Below are 22170 nucleotides of genomic sequence, written 5' to 3'. Positions count from 1 at the left end.
GCTATAGCTGCAAAGGCGATGCTGTCAAATCCGTTCCGTAACGATTTCGCGCCCTGCCCGTGGTTGCCGCGACGGGAACGGGGCGCCACAAGGACGGTTGCCTTTCCCGTGTCCGCGAGCCCGCCATGTTCCGACTGCCCCGCACTGCCACCGCCCCCTTCTGTCCTTCGGAGGTGCGCGGCACGGTGAGCATTCCCGCAAACCTGCCCCCGCTCGCCAAGCTGCTGCGTTATATGGGCCCAGGCCTGCTGGTCTCGGTCGGCTATATCGATCCCGGCAACTGGGCGACCGATATCGAGGCGGGCTCGCGCTACGGCTATGGCCTGCTGTTCATCATCCTCGCCTCCAGCGCCGCCGCGATGCTGCTGCAGTCGCTCTGCGCCCGGCTGGGCATTGCCACGGGCCGCGACCTCGCCCGGCTGGTGCGCGATCGCTATTCGCCGGGCGTGGCGAAGACGCTGTGGGTGTTCGCCGAACTCGCGATCATCGCCACCGATATCGCCGAAGTGCTGGGCAGCGCGCTCGCCTTCCAGCTGCTGCTCGGCATCCCGCTCTGGATCGGCGTGCTGATCACCGCGCTGGACGTGGTGATCGTGCTGAGCCTGAAGGGCCAGGGCTTCCGCCAGCTGGAGGCGATCATGCTCGGGCTGGTCGGCACCGTCGCCGCCTGCTTCGTGGTGCAGCTGTTCCTTTCGCCGCCGGACGGGGGCGCGGTGCTGGCGGGCATGGTGCCGGACGCCACCCGCCTCGCCGATCCCCATGCGCTCTATCTCGCGATCGGCATCCTCGGCGCGACGGTGATGCCGCACAATCTCTACCTGCACAGCTCGGTGGTGCAGACCCGCGTCTCGGGGCCCGACGAACCGGCCAAGCGCGAGGCGATGCGCTATGCCCAGTTCGACATCATCGCCGCATTGCTCGCCGCGACCTTCGTCAATGCCGCGATCCTGATCGTCGCCGGATCCGCCTTCCACGCGAACGGCAATACCGGCGTGCGCGAGATCGAGGATGCCTATCGCCTGCTCGAGCCCGCGACCGGCGCGGCGATCGCGGCGCCGCTGTTCGGCATCGCGCTGCTCGCCTCGGGCCAGAGCGCCACCTTCACCGGCACCATCGCGGGCCAGGTGATCCTGGAGGGATTCCTCGACCTCAAGATCCCCTGCTGGGTCCGCCGCGTGATCACGCGCGGGCTGGCGCTGATCCCGGCGCTGGTCGGCGTGCTGCTGCTCGGCGACGGCGCGGTCGGGCGGCTGCTGGTGCTGACCCAGGTGGTGTTGTCCGCCGGGCTGCCCTTCGCGATGGCGCCGCTGCTGCTGCTCAGCGCCGATCGCACGCTGATGGGGCGTTTCGCCGCGCCGGCTTGGTTGCAGGCGATCGGCTGGCTGCTGTTCGTCGCGATCAGCGGGGCCAATGTCTGGCTCGTTTCGAGCCTGTTCGCCTGACGCGCACCCGCTCGACGCGCAGTTCCGGCGGCGCTACAGAGCGGCGATCATGAACCGTCCCCAGCTTTCCGTCGTCGTCCCCTGCTACAACGAAGAAGCATGTCTCGACATGCTCCACGGCCGCGTCAGCGCCGCCGCGCGCGCGGCAGTCGGCGACTCCTACGAGATCGTTTTCGTCAATGACGGGTCGCGCGATCGCAGCTGGGAAGTGATGCAGCGCCTGTCCGCCGCCGACCCGCATCTCGTCGCGATCAACCTGTCGCGCAACCATGGCCACCAGCTCGCGCTCACCGCCGGGCTGGACCTGTGCGCCGGCGAACAGATCCTCATCATCGACGCCGATCTGCAGGACCCGCCCGAGCTGCTGACCGAGATGCGCGCGACCATGGCCGCGCAGGGCGCCGACGTGGTCTATGCCGTCCGCCGCAAGCGCGAGGGCGAGAGCCTGTTCAAGAAGGCGACCGCGGCGGTGTTCTACCGCATGCTCGATCGCATCACCGATACGCCGATCCCGCTCGACACCGGCGACTTCCGGCTGATGAGCCGGCGCGCGCTCGACGCGCTGCTGTCGCTGCCCGAACAGGCGCGGTTCATCCGCGGCATGGTCGCCTGGATCGGCTTCCGACAGGTGCCCTTCGTCTATGATCGGGCCGAGCGGCATGCGGGCGAGACCAAATATCCGCTGGGCAAGATGATCCGCTTCGCGCTCGACGCGATCACCGGCTTCTCGACCGCGCCGCTGCGCTTCGCCAGCCATGTCGGGCTGCTGCTGACGGCGGCCTCGGTGCTGCTGATCCTCTACATCCTGATCGCCTGGGCTATGGGCCATGCGATCCAGGGCTGGACCTCGACGATGCTGGTCGTCGTGGTGATCGGCGCGGTGCAGATGTTCGTGCTGGGGATGATCGGCGAGTATCTCGGCCGGCTCTATGTCGAATCGAAGCGGCGGCCGCTGTACCTGATCGCCGATGTCACCGGGCCGGCGCAGGCGCATGCCTCGCTGGGCTACCGCCAGCAGGACTCGGGGACGATCAGCGTGTCGCCACAGGCGCGGCACAACGACGCGGCGGAGTAGCCCCGGCTACCCCCTCACCCTCCCATCGCTGCGCGATGGGCCCCTCCCTCTCCCAAAGGGAGAGCGGTTAAAGTCTGCCTCCCTTTGGAAGAGGGAGGGAGCCGCGAAGCGGCGGAAGGGTGAGGGTGCCCCACCCTTCCCGCATCGCCCTCACCCCTTCGGCTCGGCGATCACGATGATCGACAGCCCCGGCGGCATCGGCAGCCGGCCCAGCAGATGCCGCTCCAGCCCGAAGATCGTCTCGAACGTCTTGTTGAGCACGGCCGGCGGCGGCGAATCGTCGCTGTCGTCCTTGCCCATCAGCTTGCCGGCAAAGCGCGCCGCCACCGCGACCGGGAACAGCAGCGAGTTGAACCAGCGCAGCTTGCGCCACTTCAGCCCCGCGTTCTCCAGCGACGCGAGCAGCGTGCGCTTCGAGTAGCGCCGCTTGTGGTGGTTCACCACGTCGTGCGCGCTCCACATCCACTGGTGCGCGGGCACCGTGATCAGGATCTTGCCGCCGGGCTTGAGCACGCCGGCCATCGCCTTGAGCGCGGCCACATCGTCCTCGATATGCTCGACCACGTCGAGCACCGCGACCAGATCATAGCTGGCCGGTTCGACCCCCGTCAGTTCGGGCAGCGGCGAGGCACCGACCGGCTTGCCCAGCCGCGCGCTGGCGATATCCCGGGCCGCCGGATCGATCTCGATCGCATCCACGTCCCCGAACGCGCCGAGCATCGGCAGATTGTGCCCGGTGCCGCAGCCGATCTCGAGGATCCTGGCGTCCTTCGGCACCGCGCCGTAGCGGGCGAGATAGTCGGCGAGGATGTCGCGGCGGGCGCGGTACCACCAATGGGTGGAATCATGCGCCGCCATGCGGTCGTAGACGATGCGATCCATGTCAGCCGAAAACCCACAAGCGATTAAGTGCGAAGGTGGCGAAAGGCGTGACGAACACCGCCGGCACCAGCGGCCACCAGGTGGGGCCATGGACCCAGGGGCCGGTCAGCACCCAGGTGAAGGCGGCGTTCATCAGCATGCCCGCCGATTGCACGACGAAGAACTTGAATTTCAGCGCCGAATTCTCCTCGGCGCCATGCCCCTGGAAGCTCCAGCGGCTGTGGAAGACATAACCGAATACCACCGCCACCAGAAAGCCGGCCACCGAGGCCAGCACCGGCCAGATCACATAGGTGGCGAGCGGCCAGTAGACGGCCGCGTATACCACGGTCGAGAGCCCGCCGACGATCACGAACCGGATCAGCTGCCCCAGCACACCGCTGGCGCGCAATGCTTCCACTCTCTGAAGTACCGCCGTCACTCTTGCTTGCCCTTGGACCCTGCCCCGCCCTAATGCGCGGCAGCATCTGAGGAAAGCGATTTTGACGCCCAACCACGCCCGGCTTTTCCGCCTTCGAGACGAATTCGACCGCAACTGGGTGGTGTGGACGCTGTTCGCCTGGGTCTGCGTAGCGGTGTGGTTCATCGCGCAGCGCCAGGGCAACATCTACTGGCTGACGCTGGGCGACACCGACGACAATATGCGGCTGATGCAGGTCCGCGCGCTGCTCGCCGGCCAGGGCTGGTACGATCTGCGCCAGTATCGGATGGACCCGGCGCTGGGCGGGTTCGACATCCACTGGTCGCGCATCGTCGACCTGCCGATCGCCGGGCTGATCCTGCTGCTCAAGCCCTTTGTCGGCATGGCGACCGCGGAGAAATGGGCGTGCGGCGTGGCACCGCTGCTCCCGCTGTCGGTCACCATGGTCGGCCTCTCGCTCACCGTGCGCCGCCTCGTCGCGACCCTCGCCTGGCCGATCGCACTCGTGCTGCTGGTGACCGTGTGCACGACGACGCTGCCGATGTACGCGCCGCTGCGGATCGACCATCATGGCTGGCAGCTCGCCGCGCTGGCGATCACGGTCGCCGGCATTGCCGATCCCAGAGGTGCACGCGGCGGCGCGACGGTCGGGCTGGGGAGCGCCTTCTCGCTCTCGATCGGGCTGGAGCTGCTGCCCTTCTGCGCGATGGCGGGCGCGCTCCTCGGCTTGCGCTGGATATGGGATGCCGCCGAGCGCCCCCGGCTGATGGTCTATGGCCTTACCTTGGGCGGCGGCTCGGCGATCGGCTTCGTCGTCTTCGCGTCCAATGCCAACCAGGCGATGCGCTGCGATGCGCTGACGCCCGTCTGGCTGAGCGTGCTGGTCGCGGCAGGCGCGCTGCTCGTGGCGCTGACGCTGGCCAACCCCGCGTCGCGCTGGGTGCGGCTGGCGCTGGCGGTGGTCGCCGGCGGGATGATCGTCGCGGGCTTCGTACACTTTTTCCCGCAATGCCTCGGCCGCCCCGAACAGGTGTCCGACGAGCTCTACAAGACGTGGCTGTCGAACGTGCGCGAAGCGCGACCGATCTATCGTCACCCCGCCACCACCGCGGTGCCCGTGGCGATCGTCGCCGGTCTGGGCCTGCTCGGTGCGCTGCTGGCGATATGGGCCGCGCGGCGCAGCCCCAGGCTGGTCGGCTGGGTAGCGATCGCGCTGTTCACCGCCTTCGCCGCCGCGATGCTGCTGTGGCAGATGCGTGCGGCGCCGGGCGCGCAGCTGCTCGCCGTGCCCGGCATCACCGCGCTGATCTGGATCCTGGTGCCGCTGCTCGTCCGGCGCGGGCCGCTGTGGCTGCGGATCGGCGTGGCGGTGCTCGCCTTTGCCGGCGTCGGCATCGCCGCCAGCGGCGTCAAGATGCCCTGGGCGAACAAGGCTGCGGGGAAGGCCGGCAGCGACAAGGTGCGCCAGGCCAACATCGCCTGCACCCGGACCTCGCAACTGCGCACGCTCGATGCGATCCCCGCCGCGACGATGTTCACCCAGGTCGATCTCGGGCCCCGGCTGATCGTGGTGACCCATCACAATGCGGTGGCCGGCCCCTATCACCGCAACGGTCAGGCGATCCTCGACGTCCACCATGCCTTTACCGGCCCGGCCGACGGCTTCCGCCCGATCGCCGCGCGCCACAAGGCCAGCTATCTGCTGCTCTGCCCCAACATGGCCGAGACCACCGTGTATCGCTCGCATAACCCCGCCGGCTTCTACGCGCAGCTCGCCAAGGGGCAGGTGCCGGACTGGCTGGAGCCGGTGGAGCTTCCCGAGGGCTCGCCCTACAAATTGTGGAAGATCCGCTACCAGGGTCAGTGACCCGCCGGGTGGATGGACGGAAGGGCCATGGCGCGGCTACAGCAGCCCCATGCCCGCAACCCCCGCCTGGCCGCCGCAATCCGCCCCTCGCCTGTTCGTTCAGGGTCCGCTCGAACCGGGCATGCGCCGGATCGACGGCCCCCAGGCGCATTATCTGGGGTCGGTGATGCGGCTGAAGCCGGGCGAGGCGGTGAAGCTGTTCGACGGCACCAGCGGCGAATGGCTGGGCATCGCCCGCGATGTCGGCAAGCGCGACCTGACGCTGGAGATTACCGAGCAGCTCCGCCCGCATGAGGCCGTGCCCGACCTGTGGCTCTGCGCCGCGCCGATCAAGAAGGGCCGGATCGACTGGGTAGCCGAAAAAGCGTGTGAACTAGGCGTCGCCCGCCTCGTCCCCGTGCTCACCCGCCGCACCGTGATCGACCGGCTCAACCTCGATCGCCTGCGTGCCCACATGATCGAGGCCGCCGAGCAATGCGGCCGCACCGCCCTGCCCGAGCTGGTCGAGCCGGTGAAGCTCCCCGCCCTGCTCCGCGACTGGCCGGCGGAGCGCGCGCTGTTCTTCGCCGACGAGACCGGCGGCATGCCCGCGCTGGAGGCGATGCGCGCCCATCCCGGCCCCGCCGCAATCCTGGTCGGGCCGGAGGGCGGCTTCGACGCCGAGGAACGCGAATCGATCCGCGCCGTTCCGCAAGCCATCGGCATCGCGCTCGGCCCCCGCATCCTGCGCGCCGAGACCGCGGCGGCGGCGGCGGTGAGCCTGTGGATGGGGGCCGCGGGGGACTGGTAACCGAACGGTACAATAATCCGCTGGCGTGGTTTCGTCGGCATCGCTAAGGGCGCGAAAATGAGCACCAAGACCGTTTCGACCAAGACCGCGGCGGTCATCGAGGATCGCGCCCAGCTGGTGGAATATTTCGCGCATGGCGAGAAGCCGGCCGAGCGCTGGCGCATCGGCACCGAGCATGAGAAGTTCGTCTACTGGATGGACGGCAGCCACCGCGCGCCGAGCTATGAAGAGCGCGGCGGCATCCACGCGCTGCTGATCGGCCTCACCGAATTCGGCTGGAAGCCGATCTATGAGGGCGAGCACGTCATCGCCCTGTCGGGCCCGGACGGCGCGATCAGCCTGGAGCCCGCCGGCCAGTTCGAGCTGTCCGGCGCGCCGCTCGAAAACCTGCACGACACCTGCGCCGAAACCGGCCGCCACCTCAAGCAGGTGAAGGCCGTGGGCGACCGGCTGGGCATCGGCTTTCTCGGCATGGGCATGTGGCCGGACAAGACCCGCGCCGAGCTGCCGATCATGCCCAAGGGCCGCTACGAGATCATGCTGCGCCACATGCCGCTCGTGGGGAGCCTCGGGCTCGACATGATGCTGCGCACCTGCACGATCCAGGTGAACCTGGACTATGCCAGCGAAGCCGACATGGCGAAGAAGTTCCGCGTCGGCCTTGCGCTCCAGCCGCTGGCGACCGCGCTGTTCGCCAATTCGCCCTTCACCGAGGGCAAGCCCAACGGCTATCTCTCCTATCGCAGCCATATCTGGTCGGACACCGATCCGGCGCGCACCGGCATGCTGCCCTTCGTGTTCGAGGACGGCTTCGGCTATGAGCGCTATGCCGATTACGCCCTCGATGTGCCGATGTACTTCGTCTACCGCGACGGCAAATATATCGACGCGGCGGGCCTCAGCTTCCGCGACTTCCTGAAGGGCGAGCTGTCGGTCCTGCCGGGCGAGCTGCCGACGATGGACGACTGGGCCGACCATCTCTCCACCGCCTTCCCCGAAGTGCGGATGAAGCAGTTCCTGGAGATGCGCGGTGCCGATGGCGGCCGCTGGGGCCGGATCTGCGCGCTGCCGGCCTTGTGGGTGGGCCTGCTCTACGATTCGGGCGCGCTCGATGCCGCCTGGGATCTGGTGAAGGGCTGGTCGATGGAAGGCCGCGAGGCGCTGCGCAGCGCGGTGCCCAAGCTGGCGTTGGATGCGCCGCTGCCGGGTGGCGGCAAGCTGGCGGACATCGCCGGCGAAGTGCTGGAGATCGCCGGCGCGGGGCTCAAGGCGCGCGGCCGGCTCAATGGCTCGGGCGATAATGAATCCGGCTTCCTCGACCCGCTGCGCGAGATCGTGCGCACCGGCAAGGTGCCCGCGCAGGTGCTGCTCGATCGCTACCATGGCGACTGGCAGGGGGATATTACGCGGGTGTATGGCGAGGCGAAGTTCTGAATCGACCGATCCTCCCCTGCCAGGGCAGGGCTATCGCATATGGAATTTTGAGGCCGCGCTCACCCGAAAATACACTGTCATTCCCGCGAAGGCGGGAATCCATTCGCTGTAGCGCTGGGGAAAAGAACCTCGATTTCAGCGCCAATGGATCCCCGCCTTCGCGGGGATGACGGGGTATTCTAGGCAGATGCGATAGCCCTGCCGTTCCCGGGGGCGAATTGAGAGCTTTAGCGCTCCCAGCTCTTCAGCTTGCTTACAGCGTCGTCGTACAATGCTTCAAGCGACGGTATCTGGCTGTCCCGCAGATGGATGGACAAAACGAGATCGTCGTACGGCAGCACGGCGGTGCACAGGCCGTTCCCCCTGTCTGCGAGCGCGGAACAATTCACCGGCGTAGGCGACACGTTGCTACCCTTAGGGGGCAGTTCGTACCGCCAAAACACACCATCGCGAACCTTCCGCAGTTCTACACCCCTCCAGGCAGGCATCGTCGCAGCGCAGATCGTACCGTTTACGAGCGCCTCCGAACCAGCGGCGCGCGAGCAAATCAACTGCTTGCTCTCGACGCCAATCAGAACGCGAGCGGGCAAGCTTGCTTCGGGATTGAGATAAAAGGAAAATCCATCTCCGGGTCCAGGGAGTGGAAGAAAAAACGGCGTCGAACTATCGGAAATGTCGTTCACAGTCGGAACGGCGAAGACGTGACCGTTCAATTTGCGCGTTCCTTGAGAAAAGAACGCAAGCCACCCAGCAATGCATATAGCGACGACTGCCAGCGATTTCATGGCGCCCTGCTACGTCAGAAGCTTTGCCAACTCAATGCACGCGGTCGTTAGGAGCTTCCGTCACCTGAGCAACCCAGTCCCCCTCCCGCTTGCGGGAGGGGGATTTAGAGAAGCGAAACCCTCAAACCGTCGGCTTGCCGTCCACGCGCGCGGGCACACCCGCACCGTCGTGCAGTTCCGCCGGGAGCAGGGCTTCCGGCAGGTCCTGGTACGACACCGGCCGCACGAAGCGATCGATCGCCAGCGTACCGACCGAGGTGCTGCGGCCGTCCGAGGTCGAGGGGAACGGCCCGCCATGGACCATCGCGTCGGTCACTTCGACGCCGGTCGGCCAGCCATTGGCGAGGATGCGGCCGGCCAGCCGCTCCAGCGCCGGCAGCAGCTCCTGCGCAACGGCGACATCGCCCTCGTCCATGTGCAGCGTGGTGGTCAGCTGGCCTTCGATCAGCGACACCACCTGCTTCAGTTCCGCCACATCGGCGCAGCGCACCAGCAGCGAGGTCGCGCCGAAGATTTCCTCGGCATGGCTGGGATCGGCGATGAAATCGGCACCCTTCATCGTGAACAGCGCCGCACGACCGCAGGTCGGGCCCTGCGCTTCGACGCCCTGCGCGATCTGCTGCACGGTGGGAACGCCGGCCAGCTTGGCCACGCCGCTCTCATAGGCCTTGTGGATGCCCGGCGTCAGCATCACCTGCGCCGGCGCGCCCAGCATGGCTTCGCTGGCGGCCGCCAGGAAACGCTCGAGCGCCGGGCTTTCCAGCGCCAGGACGAGACCCGGATTGGTGCAGAACTGGCCCGCGCCCATCGTCACCGAGGCGACATAGCCCTTGCCCAGCGCCTCGGCGCGGGCTTCCAGCGCCGCCGGCAGCAGGAAGACGGGGTTGATGCTGCTCATCTCGGCATAGACGGGGATCGGCACCGGGCGGCTCTGCGCGATGCGGACCAGCGCCAGGCCACCGCCGCGCGAGCCGGTGAAGCCCACCGCCTTGATGCGCGGATCGCTGACCAGCGCGCTGCCCAGCTCGTTGGCGGTGCCGGCGACCATCGAGAACACGCCTTCCGGCATGCCGGTCTTCTCCGCCGCGCGCTGGATCGCAGTTGCAACCAGCTCGGCCGTGCCCGGGTGCGCCGGATGGCCCTTCACCACCACCGGGCAGCCGGCGGCGAGCGCCGAGGCGGTGTCGCCGCCCGCGGTCGAGAAGGCGAGTGGGAAGTTCGATGCGCCGAACACCGCGACCGGGCCCAGCGGCACCATGCGCAGGCGCAGGTCGGGCTTGGGCAGCGGCGCGCGATCGGGGATCGCATGGTCGATGCGGACGCGCAGATAATCGCCCAGGCGCAGTTCCTTGGCGAACAGGCGCAGCTGGCCGGCGGTGCGGCCGCGCTCGCCCTGCAGGCGCGCCTGGGGCAGGCCGCTTTCCTGCATCGCGCGCTCGATCAGTTCGTCGCCCAGCGCCTCGATCTCCTCGGCGATGGCTTCGAGGAACTTGGCGCGCTCTTCGCGCGACAGGCTCGAATAGGGCAGGAACGCGGCCTCGGCGGCGGCGCAGGCGGCGTCGACGTCTTCCAGCGTCGCCGTGCTGAAGCTGGGTTCGATCTCGCTGCCGGTCGCGGCGGCAACGGCGCGGAAGCCGGCGTCGCGGGCGACGCGCTTCGATGCGATGAACAATTCTCCGGTCAGCGCCATGATGAGCTCTCTCTCCGATCGACGAGGATGATTCTGAAACTGGGGCGTTAGCGGTAACAAGCCGCCTGCGCGACTTAGGGGCCGCGCGGGCGCGGTTCAACCACGGAGTGGCGAACGCGTCAATTGTCGGAGTAGCCGCAGCGGCGACAAGATGGCGGAGACGGAGGGATTCGAACCCTCGGTACGAGTAATCCCCGTACGGCGGTTTAGCAAACCGCTGGTTTCAGCCACTCACCCACGTCTCCGGATGCGCCGAGGTCGAGCCCTATAACGAGCCCTTCGCCCGCAATCAACGGGGATAACCACATGGACGTGAAATCGAGTCGATCGGGCGCCCATTCATTGCCGCGACAGCCCCGCGCCCCTAGGGTAGCGGCCGCCTAACAGCAGGGTTCGGGAAATTTTGATGATGCGATCGGGTTGGTTCACGCTTCTGGCAATCGCCGTTACCGGGCTGGGCAGCCTTCCCGCCGCCGCCCAGATGACGACGATCGACCCCAATACCGCGATCGATTCGGACCTGAAGTCGCCACAGCAGCAACAGCCGCAGCAGAGCGCGCCCCCGCCCGCGACCACCCAGATGCAGGAATCCTATCCGCCGGCGGACACCGCCCCGCCCCCGGCCGACAGCGCGCCGCCGCCGGCCCAGACCCCGCCCGCAAGCCCAGCTGCCACCGACCCGGCCGCGACCACCGCGCGCCAGGCGGCGACCGACACGTTCGAGCAGGACGATCTGCTCGCCGCCGCCGAAGGCACCTTCGGCAAGGGCGCCTCGGGCCTCGCCAAGCTGCTCGAGGACATTCTGAAGGACCAAGGCAAGCCCAACGCCTATATCGCCGGCAGCGAGGCCTCGGGTGCGATCGGCGTCGGCCTGCGCTACGGCAAGGGCCAGATGTTCCACAAGGTGGAGGGGCAGCGCCCGATCTACTGGACCGGACCGTCGATCGGCTTCGACCTCGGCGGCGACGCCAACAAGGTCTTCGTGCTGGTCTACAATCTCTATGACAGCCAGGAGATCTACAAGCGCTTCCCGCAGGGCGAGAGCCATGCCTATCTCGTCGGCGGCTTTTCGGCCTCGTATCTGCGCCGCGGCGATATCGTGCTGATCCCGGTGCGGCTGGGCGTCGGCTGGCGGCTGGGCGTCAATGCGGGGTACATGAAGTTCAGCGAAAAGCAGCGCTGGCTGCCCTTCTGATCGGGTGCGGGGCGGGGCCGCATCGGCAGCCCCGCCCCGGCCCTCAACCGAACTCGACCGCCTCGAACTTCACCGGCTCGCCGATCGCCTGGTTGGCGAGCTGGCCTTCCCACATTACCCGGTTGCCGCGGATGATCGTACCGACCGGGCGGCCGGTCAGTTCCATGCCCGTGAACGGCGACCAGCCGCAGCGCGAGGCGAGCCAGGCCTCGTCCACCGTCCAGCGCGCCTTGAGGTCGACCACGGTGAAGTCGGCGTCGTAGCCGGGCACGATCCGGCCCTTGCCGACCAGCCCGAAGATACGCTGCGGGCCCGCGCTGGTCAGGTCGATCAGGCGCTGCAGCGTCAGCCGGCCTTCGGCGACATGGTTGAGCATCAGCGGCAGCAGCGTCTGCACGCCGGGCATGCCGCTGGGGCTGTCCGGATAGGCCTTGGCCTTTTCCTCGGCGGTGTGCGGCGCATGGTCCGAGCCGAGCACGTCGGGCACGCCCTGGCGCAGCCAGTGCCACAGCCCGTCGCGATGCGCGCCCGATCGGATCGGCGGGTTCATCTGCGCATAGGTGCCGATCCGCGGATAGGCCTCCTCGCCGGCCAGCGTCAGGTGCTGGGGCGTGACTTCGCAGGTCGCGATGTCCTTGTTCTGCCCGAGCAGCTCCAGCTCGGCTGGCGTGGTCACGTGGAGGACGTGGATCCGCCGCCGCGCCGCGCGCGCCAGCCGCAGGATGCGCCGCGTCGCCAAAATCGCACTCTCGTCGTCGCGCCACACGGGATGCGACGACGGATCGCCCGCAACCCGCTCGCCGAGCCGCTCCTGCATGCGGAACTCGTCCTCCGCATGTATCGCCACCCGCCGGTGTCCCGAGGCGAGCACCCGCGCCAGGTTCGCATCATCGGACACCAGCAGGTCGCCGGTCGAGGCGCCCATGAAGATCTTGACGCCCGCGGTGCCCGGCAGCCGCTCCAGCTCGGCCAGATGCTCGGCATTGTGGTTGGTCGCGCCGACATAGAAGGCATGGTCGCACCACATGCGGTGGTGCGCGCGCTGCAGCTTGTCGGCCACCGCCGCTTCGCTGTCGGTGTTGGGCTTGGTGTTCGGCATCTCGAACACCGCGGTCACCCCGCCCAGCACCGCCGAGCGGCTGCCGCTTTCCAGGTCTTCCTTATATTCGAGCCCCGGCTCGCGGAAATGCACCTGGCTGTCGATCACGCCCGGCAGCACGTCGAGCCCGGTGCAGTCGATCGTCTCGCCCGCGTCGCCTACCGCGCCGATCGCGACGATCCTGCCGCCCGAGACGCCGACATCCACCTCCGCCGGTCCGCTCGGGAGATGCACGCGGCCGCCGCGCAGCTTGAGTTCGACATTCGCCATGGCTTGCCTCTTTCGTCAGCGTTTGCCGCGTCCTACCTGTTCGGCATGGACGATACCAGCACCTGGCTCGACGATCGCGCGCTGCTGCGCCTTACCGGCGACGATGTTCGCGGCTTCCTGCAGGGGCTGCTGCCGCAGGACATGGCCAGCGTAACGGCCGAAACGCCGCAATGGGCGGGGCTGCTCACGCCGCAGGGCAAGGCGCTGTTCGATTTCCTCCTATGGGCGGACGGCGACGCGATCCTGATCGACTGCGAGGCCAGCGCGCGCGACGCCCTTGCGAAGCGGCTGACCATGTACCGCTTGCGTCGGGCGATCGCGATCGAGCCGATCGAGGGCGGCGTCCACTGGTCTCCCGCGCCGCGTGCGGGCGCGGTTCCCGATCCGCGGCTGGCAGACCTCGGCTATCGCTGGCTCGGCGATGCAGCGGGCGCAAGCGCAGCGCATCCCTGGCGCGCGCATCGCCTGTCGCTGGGGGTCACCGAAGGCATCGACGAGCTCGGCAGCGACAAGACGTTGTGGCTGGAATGCAATGCCGAGGAATTGCACGGCGTCAGCTACACCAAGGGTTGCTATGTCGGGCAGGAGAACACCGCGCGGATGCACTATCGCGCCAAGGTCAACCGCCGGCTGGTCGTGGCGCCGCTCGGCGAAGCGGGCGATCGCACCCGCGCCGTCTATCCCGAGTTGGGCAGGATGGTCGAACTGCGCCGCGTCGAAGCGCTAGGCGATGCACTGGTGCCGGAATGGCTGGCAGCGGCGCTGGCGGCCGAGGCTTGAACCAACGCCATCCCAGCCTTTGCTGTAGGCTGTCGCAGTTGAAGCTCGGATAGCGCCAGCCAGGAAACCACCGTCCTTCCCGCGGAGGCGGAATCCATTTGCCAGGACGCTGGGCGAAAGAACCGACGCTTCAGCGCCAATGGATCCCCGCCTTCGCGGGGAGGACGACCTATTCCAGCGAACAGCCCCGCCGCTTGCGGGGAGATGCCGCCGTGACCGCACCACATAAAAAGAAAGGGAGACCGGTTGCCCGGTCTCCCCTCTTTTCACGTCCATCCCTTGCGGGAAGGCGGCAATTACATGCCCGAACCCGGACCGTAGGTGATTTCCACGCGACGGTTCTGGAGCTCGCGAACGCCATCGGCGGTCGGAACGCGCGGGTTGCTCTCGCCGAAGCCCTGAGCCGACATCGCGGCGTCGGGGATACCCTTGCCACCCATGTAGCTGCGGACCGTGTCGGCGCGACGCTGCGACAGACCAACGTTGTAGCTCGCCGAACCCGAACGGTCGGTGTAGCCGGCGATGACAACCTTGGTGTTGCTGCAATCGGCATAGTTGCTGATCGCATTGTCCAGGATGCTCGCTGCTTCCGGCGTGATGTCCGACTTGTTCCAGTCGAAGAACACGATGTACGGCCCAGGCGTGCAGACCTTGGCTTCCGGCGCCGGGGGCGGCGGCGGCGGCGGCGGAGCGACGGGCTCTTCCGGCGCGCCGAAGTTGTAGGTCAGGCCGACGAGCAGGCTGTGCGAGCGATAGCGACCCTTCCACTGGTTGCCACCGATATCGACCAGCTTGACGTCCGGCGCGTTGAAGAAGCGATACTTCAGCGACACGTCGACCTTGTCGTTGATCGGCGCGCGAACGCCGGCCAGCGCCTGCCATGCGAACACGGTGTCGGAGTCGTTCAGGACATCCGCGGCACCGGCCATGCGAAGACGGTTCTTGATCCGGGCGACACCCGCACCGCCGCCGACGAAGCCCTGCAGGCCGTTGTCGTCACCGAAGTCGAGCAGGCCGTTGACCATGAAGGACAGCGCCGAGGTGCTGCCGCTGGCCTCTTCGTAGCTGCCCGCAGCGGTCGTGCCGGTCGCGCCGTTGGCGAACAGGATCGCCGTCGGGATCGACGAACGAGCGCTGTCCACACGCGAGCGACGATAGCTTACTTCGGCTTCCGCGCGGAACGGACCGAAGTCATACCCGATTTCGCCACCGACATCATAGCCGGCGTGGTTGTTCTGCGTCACAGCATCCTGGCTGGCGCCGACGTCGAAGTGAATGTCCTCGACGAGCATCGCGCCGCCTTCAACACCCACATACCACGCGTCGTCGCGGGCAAAGGCGGGCGTGCTGAGCGCGGTCGTGGCGAGCGCCAAAGTGACGGCAAGCTTCCGCATCATAATCCCCTTTCATGGTCGTCCATACGGACAGGCCAAACTCACTACTCAAACCAAAGTTTCGGCGCAAGCGCACAAAACTGCGGACTGTTGCACAAACGTCACATGTTAACTGGCTTCGATCAGCCCGTGTAGGCGCAACGTTTGCACGACCGCAGAGATCGCCCTTCTCGCCTCTGCGTCAACCGTCATGCCACCTGTCGGTTCCGCGATATTCGTAGCACGTGGTCCAACTATTTGCTTTCCCTCGATAAAAACTCGTCCATAGGTCCGTCCCTGCACCCACGCCCCGCCAGTGTGCACCGCGAAGGCCTGGTCGGCGGCCACCCATATCTGCATGCCCTCGCCGGCCATGAGGAATCGCCAGCCGCCCTCGGTCCAGCCGGCCAGCTTGCCGGCATGTCCGGCCCAGTCCCCCTGCGGCGCGGCGCCGACGATCCAGCATTGGCCGATCGCCGGTGCCGCGGGCGGCACGTCCGCCATCGCCGCCACCACCGCTGCCTGCACGGCAATGTCGAGCACGGCCAGGGCCTCGTTGTGGAACATCTCCTTCTGCGACTGTCCCGGCTCGAGGAGCGGCAGCGACAGGCGCGGCGTGGGCGAAGCGGTCATCGATCATCTCCAAGACGGGGAAGGGCAAGCACTGCGGGCGGCGACAGGCCGTGCGTTCCGATCTGCCGGACGCTCAGCGTCAGCGGCGTTGCGCGATCGGCGGCGGACAGCAGCAGGCCCGCCGTTTCGAGCGTTACGGTGCGGCTGGCCCCGATCCCGCGGATCTCCACCTGATAGCGCTCGCTCTCCTCGCCGAGCGGGACGTCGACGCCGTCGCGCCACACCCAGCCGCTTCGGCTGCGGCGCACCCAGAGCAGCTGCGTTTCGTCGCCGGCGCGGATCGCGCGCAGCTGGGCCGGCGCGGGCGGGAGCAGCGAAATGCCGTTCGCGATGGCAAGCACCGACGCCGGATCGACGGGGTCCGCCGCCCCCTGCGCGAGCAGCGCGACGCTTTCCCCGATCGCCGGGCGTGAATCGAGCGCCTTCAGCGTGTCGCGCGTGACCAGCACGAACCGGTCGCCCGGCTGCTGGGTACCGATCGCCGCCTCGGTTCCGCGGCGGCCGCGCCACAGCTGCGATAGCCGCCAGCGCGCCTCGCCCAGATGTTCGGCACGCCCGAATTGCAGCAGTTCGTCACCAAGCATCGCCAGGTTCGCGCCCGCGTCGAGCGCCGCCATATCGGCGTTGGCGAGGAGCATGTCGGGGCGGGCCAGCTCGATTTCGGCATGGTACCGCCGATCGATCAGGGCGGCACGCGCCGGCAGGGGCGGCACGCGCACGATCCCCAGGGTCGCCGGGAAGGCGGTCTCCCCCGCCGGCATCCAGCTCGCCCCGCCGTCCAGGCTCGCCAGCAGCGCGGCCCGCCGCCAGCCGGGTTCCGATCCGGTTGCGGCCACCACCATATTGGGCGCTGTCGACGGCACCTCGTCCAGCGGCGGAAGCTCGAAGGGCAGCAGGATCGTGGTGCCGCGGCGCAGATCCGGCGCCGAGACCGCCCGTCCCGCGCTCGCCGCGAGGGCGATCGGTGCCTCCGCGATCGGCACGCAGTCGAGCTTCACGACCATGTTCTCGAGCGACCAGCGATCCACCCGCCACTGCCCGGACGCGCCGTCGATCGTGATTCTGTCGCCCGGCGCCAGCGTCAGCGCCTCCCAGCCTAGCGTCAGCGTCCGCCGTTCGCGGGCAAGGTCGGTGCGCGCGAGTGCGCCCGCCGCCATAGCCTTTGCGGCGCTCGCATCCAGCACCGCGGGCAGATCGATCCGCGTCTCCCGCGTGCCGGTGCCGGGCCGCGATGCCTGCTGCACGCCGGCCTGATAGTCGCGCGCCGGATCATAATAGCCGATGCTCAGCCGTCGCGGCGCGCCGTCGGCCGCAGCGATCGCGCGCACGCCGCGACCGGCCGGGCGCGCATTCGCGCCGACGCCGCCGTCGGACATCGCCCGCACGGCGCCCGGTCCCGCCTGCAGCCGCACCCCGGCACCGTCACTGCGGACCCACGCACCGCTCGCCGCGCACAGCGCCTCCAATGTGGTGCGGGTCGCCTCCTGCGCCGAAAAGCCGGCCAGCGGCGTGTCCAGCCCGTCCGCGACGATGCCGCCCACCGCCGCCGCCACGGCACCGGCCGTCACCGGCGCGGCATCGGCGATGACCTCGAAGCTGAGCTGCGGGATACGGTTGCCGAAGCTGGCCAGTTCCAGGTCCTCGAACACCACATAGGCGGTGCCGCGATGCGCCGGCGCCCGGCCGGCGCCCTCGATCGCGGCGATCAGCGGATCGATCGGCTGATCCTCCTGCCCGGTATGGAGCCGAAAGCCGGTGCGCACCTTGAAGTCGCCCTGGGCGCCGCGCAGCAGCTGCCCGTCCGCCCAGATCCGCCCCACATCGCGAATGGGGCGCGTCGACAGGGCGACGGCGAACGAGGCGGTATAGCTGTAGGAGGTGGTCGAAGGCTGGCCCTTGCCCCCGCCCTCGGTCGCGCGATGCTCGATCAGGTCGGTCGCCCAGATCACGCAGCCGGCGACCCGGATGGTACCGAACAGTCGGGGAATGGTCGCGCCGTAGCTCGACGTCTGCACGCGCAGGTCCGCCAGCCGTGCGCCTTCGCGCGGCCCCTGCCGGAACAGCAGCTGGTGGTCGATGGCGTTGCCGATCAACCCGCCCAGGCCCGCGCCGAAGGGCCCGCCGATCAGCCCGCCCGCCACGGTCAGCACCACGGTCGCCATCAGTCGTCCTCCTGCTTGCGCCAGCTGCTCAGTACCGGCCAGGGAATGGGTCCGGGTCGCTCGACCACCCGCCGCGCCACCGCGTCGGCATGGATGATCCCCTGCGCGCAGCGGATCGCCAGATGCAGCTGCCCGGGCCCGCTGCGACACAGCAGCAGATCGCCCGGCGCCGCGTCGGCGACTTCCGCCAGCCCCGCCGCGCGCAGCTGCGACGCCACGGCCGCCGCGTCGCCGGTGCGCAGCCGGTAGCCGTCGGGCGCGGCGCACCGCAGCGCGAGCGCCGCGAGCCCGACACAGTCGAGGCCCTGCCGCACGTCGCGCCCATGCAACCGGAACGGCGTTCCGACCGCCGCCCGCGCTGCCGCCACGATCATCGTGCCGCTCATGCGCCCGGATACCTAGTGAGCAGGTCGGTGCCCGGCAGAAAGGGCTCGCCGCGAAAATTGACCGCGTTGCCGATCTGCACCCCGGCAGCGGGGGGAGCGTCCAGCGTGAGGCTTCCGCCCGGAAACCAGGCGGCCAGGCCCTTGGCGAGCCCGCCGAGCAGATGCTCCGCCATCGGCAGGATCGCCTGGCGCCACAGGGCGCGATTGGCCTCGCGGTAATTGGCGTAGGCGGCGTCGCCGGGCAGCCCGAGCAGCATCGGCGGCACCCCGAAGGCCAGCGCGATCTCGCGCGCCGCCGTTGCCTTCAGTCCGCCAATGGCTTCCGCCACCATCCGCACGGCGCGTTGCGCCACCGGGTTCTGGCAATAGCCTTCGCGCAGCTGCACTTCGTAGCTGCGCGGCCAGTCGCCGCAGCTCCCCCAGCCGCCGCGCGCCAGCGCCGGCCGCTGCCCCTCGCGCGTGGCCTTCCGCCCGAACCACTTCATCGCGCCAGCTCCGCCGCGCTCAGCCGCCCGTCCCCATCCAGGTCGCGCGCCCAATAGGCGGCGGTGAGGCTCAGCCGCATGCCTTCCCAGAAGCCGCCGGTCAGCCGGTCGGGCGGGAAGGCACGTTCGACCATTGCCTGCACCTCGGCGGCATCGAGCCTGCCGTCGCCGTCGCGATCGTTCACCGCCACCGCCACGCCGGCGCCGACCGCGATCCCGGTCTGCGCATCCAGCGCGCACGCGCCCGTCAGCAGGGCGAGCAGCCCTGCAGCCATGCAGTTTCGCATTGAGGTTCTCCTGTTCTCAAGATCCTCCCCGGCACGGGGAGGGGGACCGCGCGGCGCTGCCGCGGGGTGGATGGGGGCCGCCAAACCGGACTCGCGCGTGGAGAGCCCCCTCCACCATTCGCGGGCGCGAATGGCCCACCACCCGCACCAGCGGCACCTCCACCGCACGGCGCTGGCGCTCGATCAGCGCGCGCGGCCACAGCGCGCCCGCCACATCGTCGATCATCTCGCCGTCCAGTTCCTGCCGCCCCAGCCGCGTGCCGGCATATTCGGCCACCATCGCCTCGACGAAGCTGCGCGGCAGATGGATATTGTCACGCGTCCGCCCCCGGGTCTCGTGCAGGTCCGGCGGGGGGATCGCCATCACCCGCCGCATCAGCTTCACCGGCCGCGGTGTCGTCGTCACCACCACCCGCGGCTTCTCGCCGCGACGCATCCCCAGCATCAGATTGTCCCAGGCCGCATCGGCGGTCCCCGCCGACCATTTCGCCAGCTCGTCCGCCCAGGCGAAGTCGTGCTCCGGTCCGCGCAGCTTCTCCGGCGCCTCCGCAGAATAGACCAACGCCCGCGCGCCCGACGCGAAGACCAGCTCGCCCGCCGTCGCGCGCCAGTCGAGCGCCTCGCCCTCCCGGCCCAGCGCGAGCAGCCCGGACGGGCCCTCCACCATCACCCGCCGCGCATCCTCGATCGTCGCGCCGACCAGGGCGATCCGCGCGCCGGGCACGTCGCGTGCCATCTGGCTCACCCATTCGGCACCCGCCCGCGTCTTGCCGAAGCCGCGCCCTGCGCGGATCAGCCACACGCGCCAACCGGTATCGGGCCAGAACTGGCCATCATGCGCCCAGCGCTCCCACCATTCGTTGAACACGCGCAGCTCGCTGTCGGACATGCGCTCCAGCATCCGGTCGCGCTCCTTGCGCGGCAGCAGCGCGAGCCGTTCCAGCGGATCGCTCATTTGCCCTGCTCCGCCTTGAGCCGCTTCTCCAGCGCATCCAGCCGCTTGGCCAGCGCCGCCTTCGCCTCCTCCCGGCTGATGCGGTGGATCTCGCCGCCCAGACGCTTGCGCTTGCCCTCCACCGTCGGCCGGTGCGCGCGCAACAGGTTGAGCGCCAGCTCGGGATCCAGCGGATCCTCCGGCCTGTCACCGCCGCCGAATTCCACATCGTTCACGCCGGCACCGGCGCGGCGCAGCAGCCGCTCCTCCAGCCGGTCATAGCCCATCAGCAGCGCCTGGCGCCAAAGCTCGGCGAACTCCGGATCCCGCCGGCGAAGATGGTAGACGCTCGACCGCGACATCGCCGCCTCGGCGCAGGCGATGTTGACGTTGCAGGTCACCGCCAGCGTGTCGAGGAAGGTCTGTCGCTTCTGACTTGTCCATCCGGAGGCCTTCACCCGCTGCATCTGCCGCCGCCGCTGGTTGCCCGCCGAAATCGTCAGTCCCACCCGCTCTCTCCCGAAAACGCGAACGGGCCGCAGCACCAACGTGCCCGGCCCGTTCGGCAGAGCCGCCCTCAGCGACTCGCAATTCTTCAGCGTTCCTGTTTTGTGCCACAACAGCGTGACGATGTCAAGAGGATTTAGCCTATTTGGTACATTCCAAATAAAGCGCACCGGACTGCTTCATCCGCCTATGCTGCTGCGGCCCAGCTCTATCCTTAGCTCGTTATGCCGACGTCCGACTTTGGGTGAGAAGCTGTCGTGAGGCTGGCCAAACTTCTGAGCCGATTGGCACGTCGGTTTTGTCTATTCCCTTCAGTAGGCAGGTCCACCGGCGATCCTTCGGCGGAGGCGTTTGAAACACCTCGACCATTCTCAGCACGGCAGAAATAGTCGAGCCGTCTGGCCGATGGAGGGAAACCGGACCTTCCGGCCGCGCCGGGCCATCGGCTACCGACGGACCCGGAACGACGATCAGGCCACCCCAACCCGGGATATCGAACACGTCTTCCACGATTATGATGGGGCGCATGCGCGCAAATTTACGCGGCCGGCGAACGTCCGCAAGTGGGCGGAGGCCCCCGCCCGCTTAGCCCCCCAGCCCAGAGACCATCGCCTCCCACGCGGCGCGCTCCGCGTCGCGATCGCGCAGCGTCTCCACCGCGCCCAGCGTACCGGCAGCGAAATCCACCTCCACCGCCCGCTCGGCCTCGAACGTCGCGTTGCCGCTGAGCATCACCCGCCGGTCCGCCTCGGCCTGGCCGCGCACCATGCCGCCGCGGTTGAACACCTCGATCGGCGTGCCGAAGGGCACGCGGCCGGTGAGTGCCGCGCTCAGTACCGAGGCGGCCATGGCGCTGCCGCAGCTGTCGGTCAGCCCCACGCCCCGCTCGAAGGTGCGCACGAACAGGCGGGTCGGACCACGGACCTCGACGAACGACACGTTGGCGCGCGCCGGCAGCAGCGCCGGGCGACGTTCGCACCATTCCCCAAGTGCCACCAGTTCGGCCTCGTCGACCTGCTCGACAAAGGCCACCAGATGCGGGTTGGGCATCGCCACCGCCGTGAAGGAGCGGGGGTTCGGCAGGCCCTCGACCGGCGCATCGAGCACCTGTCCGGGCGCGCCGACCAGGCCGACATCGGCGGCAAGGGTCGAATTGGGGCCGACCAGCGTGCGGATCGTCGTCACCCCCGGCGCGATCGCCGGATCGCGCGCGACGCTGGCGGAACTCGTCTTCAGCTTCACCTGCGCGGCGTCGAGCCCCAGCAGGTCGAAGCCGAGCCGCGCGGTGCAGCGCAGGCCGTTGAGGCAGGTCTCGGCTTCCGATCCGTCCGAATTCCACATCCGCATGCCGAAGGCATGGGCGTCGTCGCCCGGCACCAGCGCCAGCAGACCGTCGCCGCCCACCGGACCGGCGCGATCGGCGAGCAGGCGGGCGAGCGTCGCCCATTCCGGCTCCGTCAAGGTGCACTCGCGGGCGTCGATCAGCGGGAAGTCGTTCCCCGAACCATGGCACTGGGTGAAGGCGATGCGCATGTCGCCCATCTAGGGAAGCGGCAGCGACTTGGCTATGCCCCGCGCCGCCGGGTCGCGGGGATCGGCCGCGCCCGGCCGGCGCATCTTCCCCCCGGACGCGCACGGCATGGCGGATTTTCCCGCAGCGTACGCGGCTCTTG

21 protein-coding genes and 1 tRNA gene are annotated in these 22170 nt (G+C 68.8%); 7 read left to right on the top strand and 15 right to left on the bottom strand.

Annotation, left to right across the window (positions count from 1 at the left end):
- The first annotated feature begins 125 nt into the window (after positions 1-125).
- Positions 126-1442 carry an Nramp family divalent metal transporter gene (locus S2M10_RS22115; protein WP_168848023.1) on the top strand — a complete coding sequence of 439 codons (1317 nt, stop codon included), beginning with the start codon at positions 126-128 and terminating at the stop codon, positions 1440-1442.
- Between the two features lie 49 nt (positions 1443-1491).
- Positions 1492-2517, top strand: coding sequence for a glycosyltransferase family 2 protein (locus S2M10_RS22110; protein WP_168848022.1), 1026 nt, complete (start codon positions 1492-1494; stop codon positions 2515-2517).
- Positions 2518-2667: 150 nt separating this feature from the next.
- Here S2M10_RS22110 and S2M10_RS22105 read toward each other — a convergent pair whose 3' ends face one another.
- A complete protein-coding gene (locus tag S2M10_RS22105) occupies positions 2668-3399 on the bottom strand; it encodes a class I SAM-dependent methyltransferase (RefSeq protein ID WP_168848021.1) in 732 nt (243 codons plus the stop codon).
- 1 nt (position 3400) lies between these two features.
- Entirely contained in the window at positions 3401-3820 is a 420-nt protein-coding gene (locus tag S2M10_RS22100; protein WP_348770659.1) for a GtrA family protein, read from the bottom strand.
- A gap of 61 nt (positions 3821-3881) precedes the next feature.
- On the opposite strand from S2M10_RS22100, the gene S2M10_RS22095 reads away from it, so the two are divergent.
- Genes S2M10_RS22095 through S2M10_RS22085 form a run of 3 tightly spaced genes read left to right on the top strand, consistent with a single transcriptional unit; the run spans position 3882 to position 7911 of the window.
- Positions 3882-5687, top strand: a complete 1806-nt coding sequence (locus tag S2M10_RS22095; protein ID WP_168848020.1) for an AcrB/AcrD/AcrF family protein — start codon at positions 3882-3884, stop codon at positions 5685-5687.
- 49 nt (positions 5688-5736) lie between these two features.
- Positions 5737-6477: a 16S rRNA (uracil(1498)-N(3))-methyltransferase gene (locus S2M10_RS22090; RefSeq protein ID WP_168848019.1), complete on the top strand. Its 741-nt coding sequence runs from the start codon at positions 5737-5739 to the stop codon at positions 6475-6477.
- Between the two features lie 57 nt (positions 6478-6534).
- A complete protein-coding gene (locus tag S2M10_RS22085) occupies positions 6535-7911 on the top strand; it encodes a glutamate--cysteine ligase (RefSeq protein WP_168848018.1) in 1377 nt (458 codons plus the stop codon).
- Between the two features lie 227 nt (positions 7912-8138).
- Here S2M10_RS22085 and S2M10_RS22080 read toward each other — a convergent pair whose 3' ends face one another.
- The 3 genes from S2M10_RS22080 to S2M10_RS22070 all read right to left on the bottom strand — a co-directional run bounded on the left by S2M10_RS22080 (position 8139) and on the right by S2M10_RS22070 (position 10631).
- Positions 8139-8696 (bottom strand): hypothetical protein, encoded by a 558-nt coding sequence (locus tag S2M10_RS22080; RefSeq protein WP_168848017.1) that lies wholly within the window; start codon positions 8694-8696, stop codon positions 8139-8141.
- A 121-nt stretch (positions 8697-8817) separates the two neighbouring features.
- Entirely contained in the window at positions 8818-10386 is a 1569-nt protein-coding gene (locus S2M10_RS22075; protein WP_168848016.1) for an aldehyde dehydrogenase (NADP(+)), read from the bottom strand.
- Between the two features lie 152 nt (positions 10387-10538).
- Positions 10539-10631: transfer RNA gene (locus S2M10_RS22070), tRNA-Ser, on the bottom strand.
- 161 nt (positions 10632-10792) lie between these two features.
- On the opposite strand from S2M10_RS22070, the gene S2M10_RS22065 reads away from it, so the two are divergent.
- Entirely contained in the window at positions 10793-11581 is a 789-nt protein-coding gene (locus S2M10_RS22065) for a DUF1134 domain-containing protein (RefSeq protein ID WP_168848015.1), read from the top strand.
- A gap of 43 nt (positions 11582-11624) precedes the next feature.
- Here the strand turns inward: S2M10_RS22065 and S2M10_RS22060 are convergent, their stop codons facing one another.
- Complete coding sequence (locus tag S2M10_RS22060; RefSeq protein WP_168848014.1) at positions 11625-12950, bottom strand: dihydroorotase; 1326 nt, start codon at positions 12948-12950, stop codon at positions 11625-11627.
- A gap of 45 nt (positions 12951-12995) precedes the next feature.
- Here S2M10_RS22060 and S2M10_RS22055 point away from each other — a divergent pair, with 45 nt between their 5' ends.
- Positions 12996-13730, top strand: coding sequence for a folate-binding protein YgfZ (locus tag S2M10_RS22055; protein ID WP_168848013.1), 735 nt, complete (start codon positions 12996-12998; stop codon positions 13728-13730).
- Between the two features lie 296 nt (positions 13731-14026).
- Here S2M10_RS22055 and S2M10_RS22050 read toward each other — a convergent pair whose 3' ends face one another.
- The 9 genes from S2M10_RS22050 to dapF form a co-directional block, all read right to left on the bottom strand.
- Positions 14027-15124, bottom strand: a complete 1098-nt coding sequence (locus S2M10_RS22050; RefSeq protein ID WP_168848012.1) for an OmpA family protein — start codon at positions 15122-15124, stop codon at positions 14027-14029.
- Positions 15125-15232: 108 nt separating this feature from the next.
- Positions 15233-15736 carry a DUF2793 domain-containing protein gene (locus S2M10_RS22045; RefSeq protein ID WP_168848011.1) on the bottom strand — a complete coding sequence of 168 codons (504 nt, stop codon included), beginning with the start codon at positions 15734-15736 and terminating at the stop codon, positions 15233-15235.
- A complete protein-coding gene (locus tag S2M10_RS22040; RefSeq protein ID WP_168848010.1) occupies positions 15733-17898 on the bottom strand; it encodes a phage tail protein in 2166 nt (721 codons plus the stop codon). The genes S2M10_RS22045 and S2M10_RS22040 overlap by 4 nt, the downstream gene beginning before the upstream one ends.
- Positions 17898-18284, bottom strand: coding sequence for a C40 family peptidase (locus tag S2M10_RS22035; protein ID WP_168848009.1), 387 nt, complete (start codon positions 18282-18284; stop codon positions 17898-17900). Before S2M10_RS22035 ends, S2M10_RS22040 begins: the two co-directional genes overlap by 1 nt.
- Positions 18281-18616, bottom strand: a complete 336-nt coding sequence (locus S2M10_RS23045; protein ID WP_282098078.1) for a phage portal protein — start codon at positions 18614-18616, stop codon at positions 18281-18283. The genes S2M10_RS22035 and S2M10_RS23045 overlap by 4 nt, the downstream gene beginning before the upstream one ends.
- Positions 18617-18765: 149 nt before the next feature.
- Entirely contained in the window at positions 18766-19056 is a 291-nt protein-coding gene (locus S2M10_RS22025; protein ID WP_247650965.1) for a hypothetical protein, read from the bottom strand.
- Positions 19057-19072: 16 nt separating this feature from the next.
- The gene (locus S2M10_RS22020; protein WP_348770658.1) at positions 19073-20011 is read right to left on the bottom strand and encodes a terminase family protein; all 939 of its coding nucleotides are present in this window, start codon (positions 20009-20011) and stop codon (positions 19073-19075) included.
- Positions 20008-20499 carry a hypothetical protein gene (locus S2M10_RS22015; protein WP_168848007.1) on the bottom strand — a complete coding sequence of 164 codons (492 nt, stop codon included), beginning with the start codon at positions 20497-20499 and terminating at the stop codon, positions 20008-20010. Before S2M10_RS22015 ends, S2M10_RS22020 begins: the two co-directional genes overlap by 4 nt.
- 583 nt (positions 20500-21082) lie before the next feature.
- Positions 21083-22030, bottom strand: a complete 948-nt coding sequence (dapF, locus tag S2M10_RS22010) for a diaminopimelate epimerase (RefSeq protein ID WP_211091226.1) — start codon at positions 22028-22030, stop codon at positions 21083-21085.
- Positions 22031-22170: the final 140 nt, after the last annotated feature.

The sequence above is a fragment of the Sphingomonas sp. S2M10 genome, assembly GCF_012650175.1.
In the GTDB taxonomy this organism is placed as follows: domain Bacteria; phylum Pseudomonadota; class Alphaproteobacteria; order Sphingomonadales; family Sphingomonadaceae; genus Sphingomonas.
This window is presented reverse-complemented; position numbering and strand designations above follow the sequence as displayed.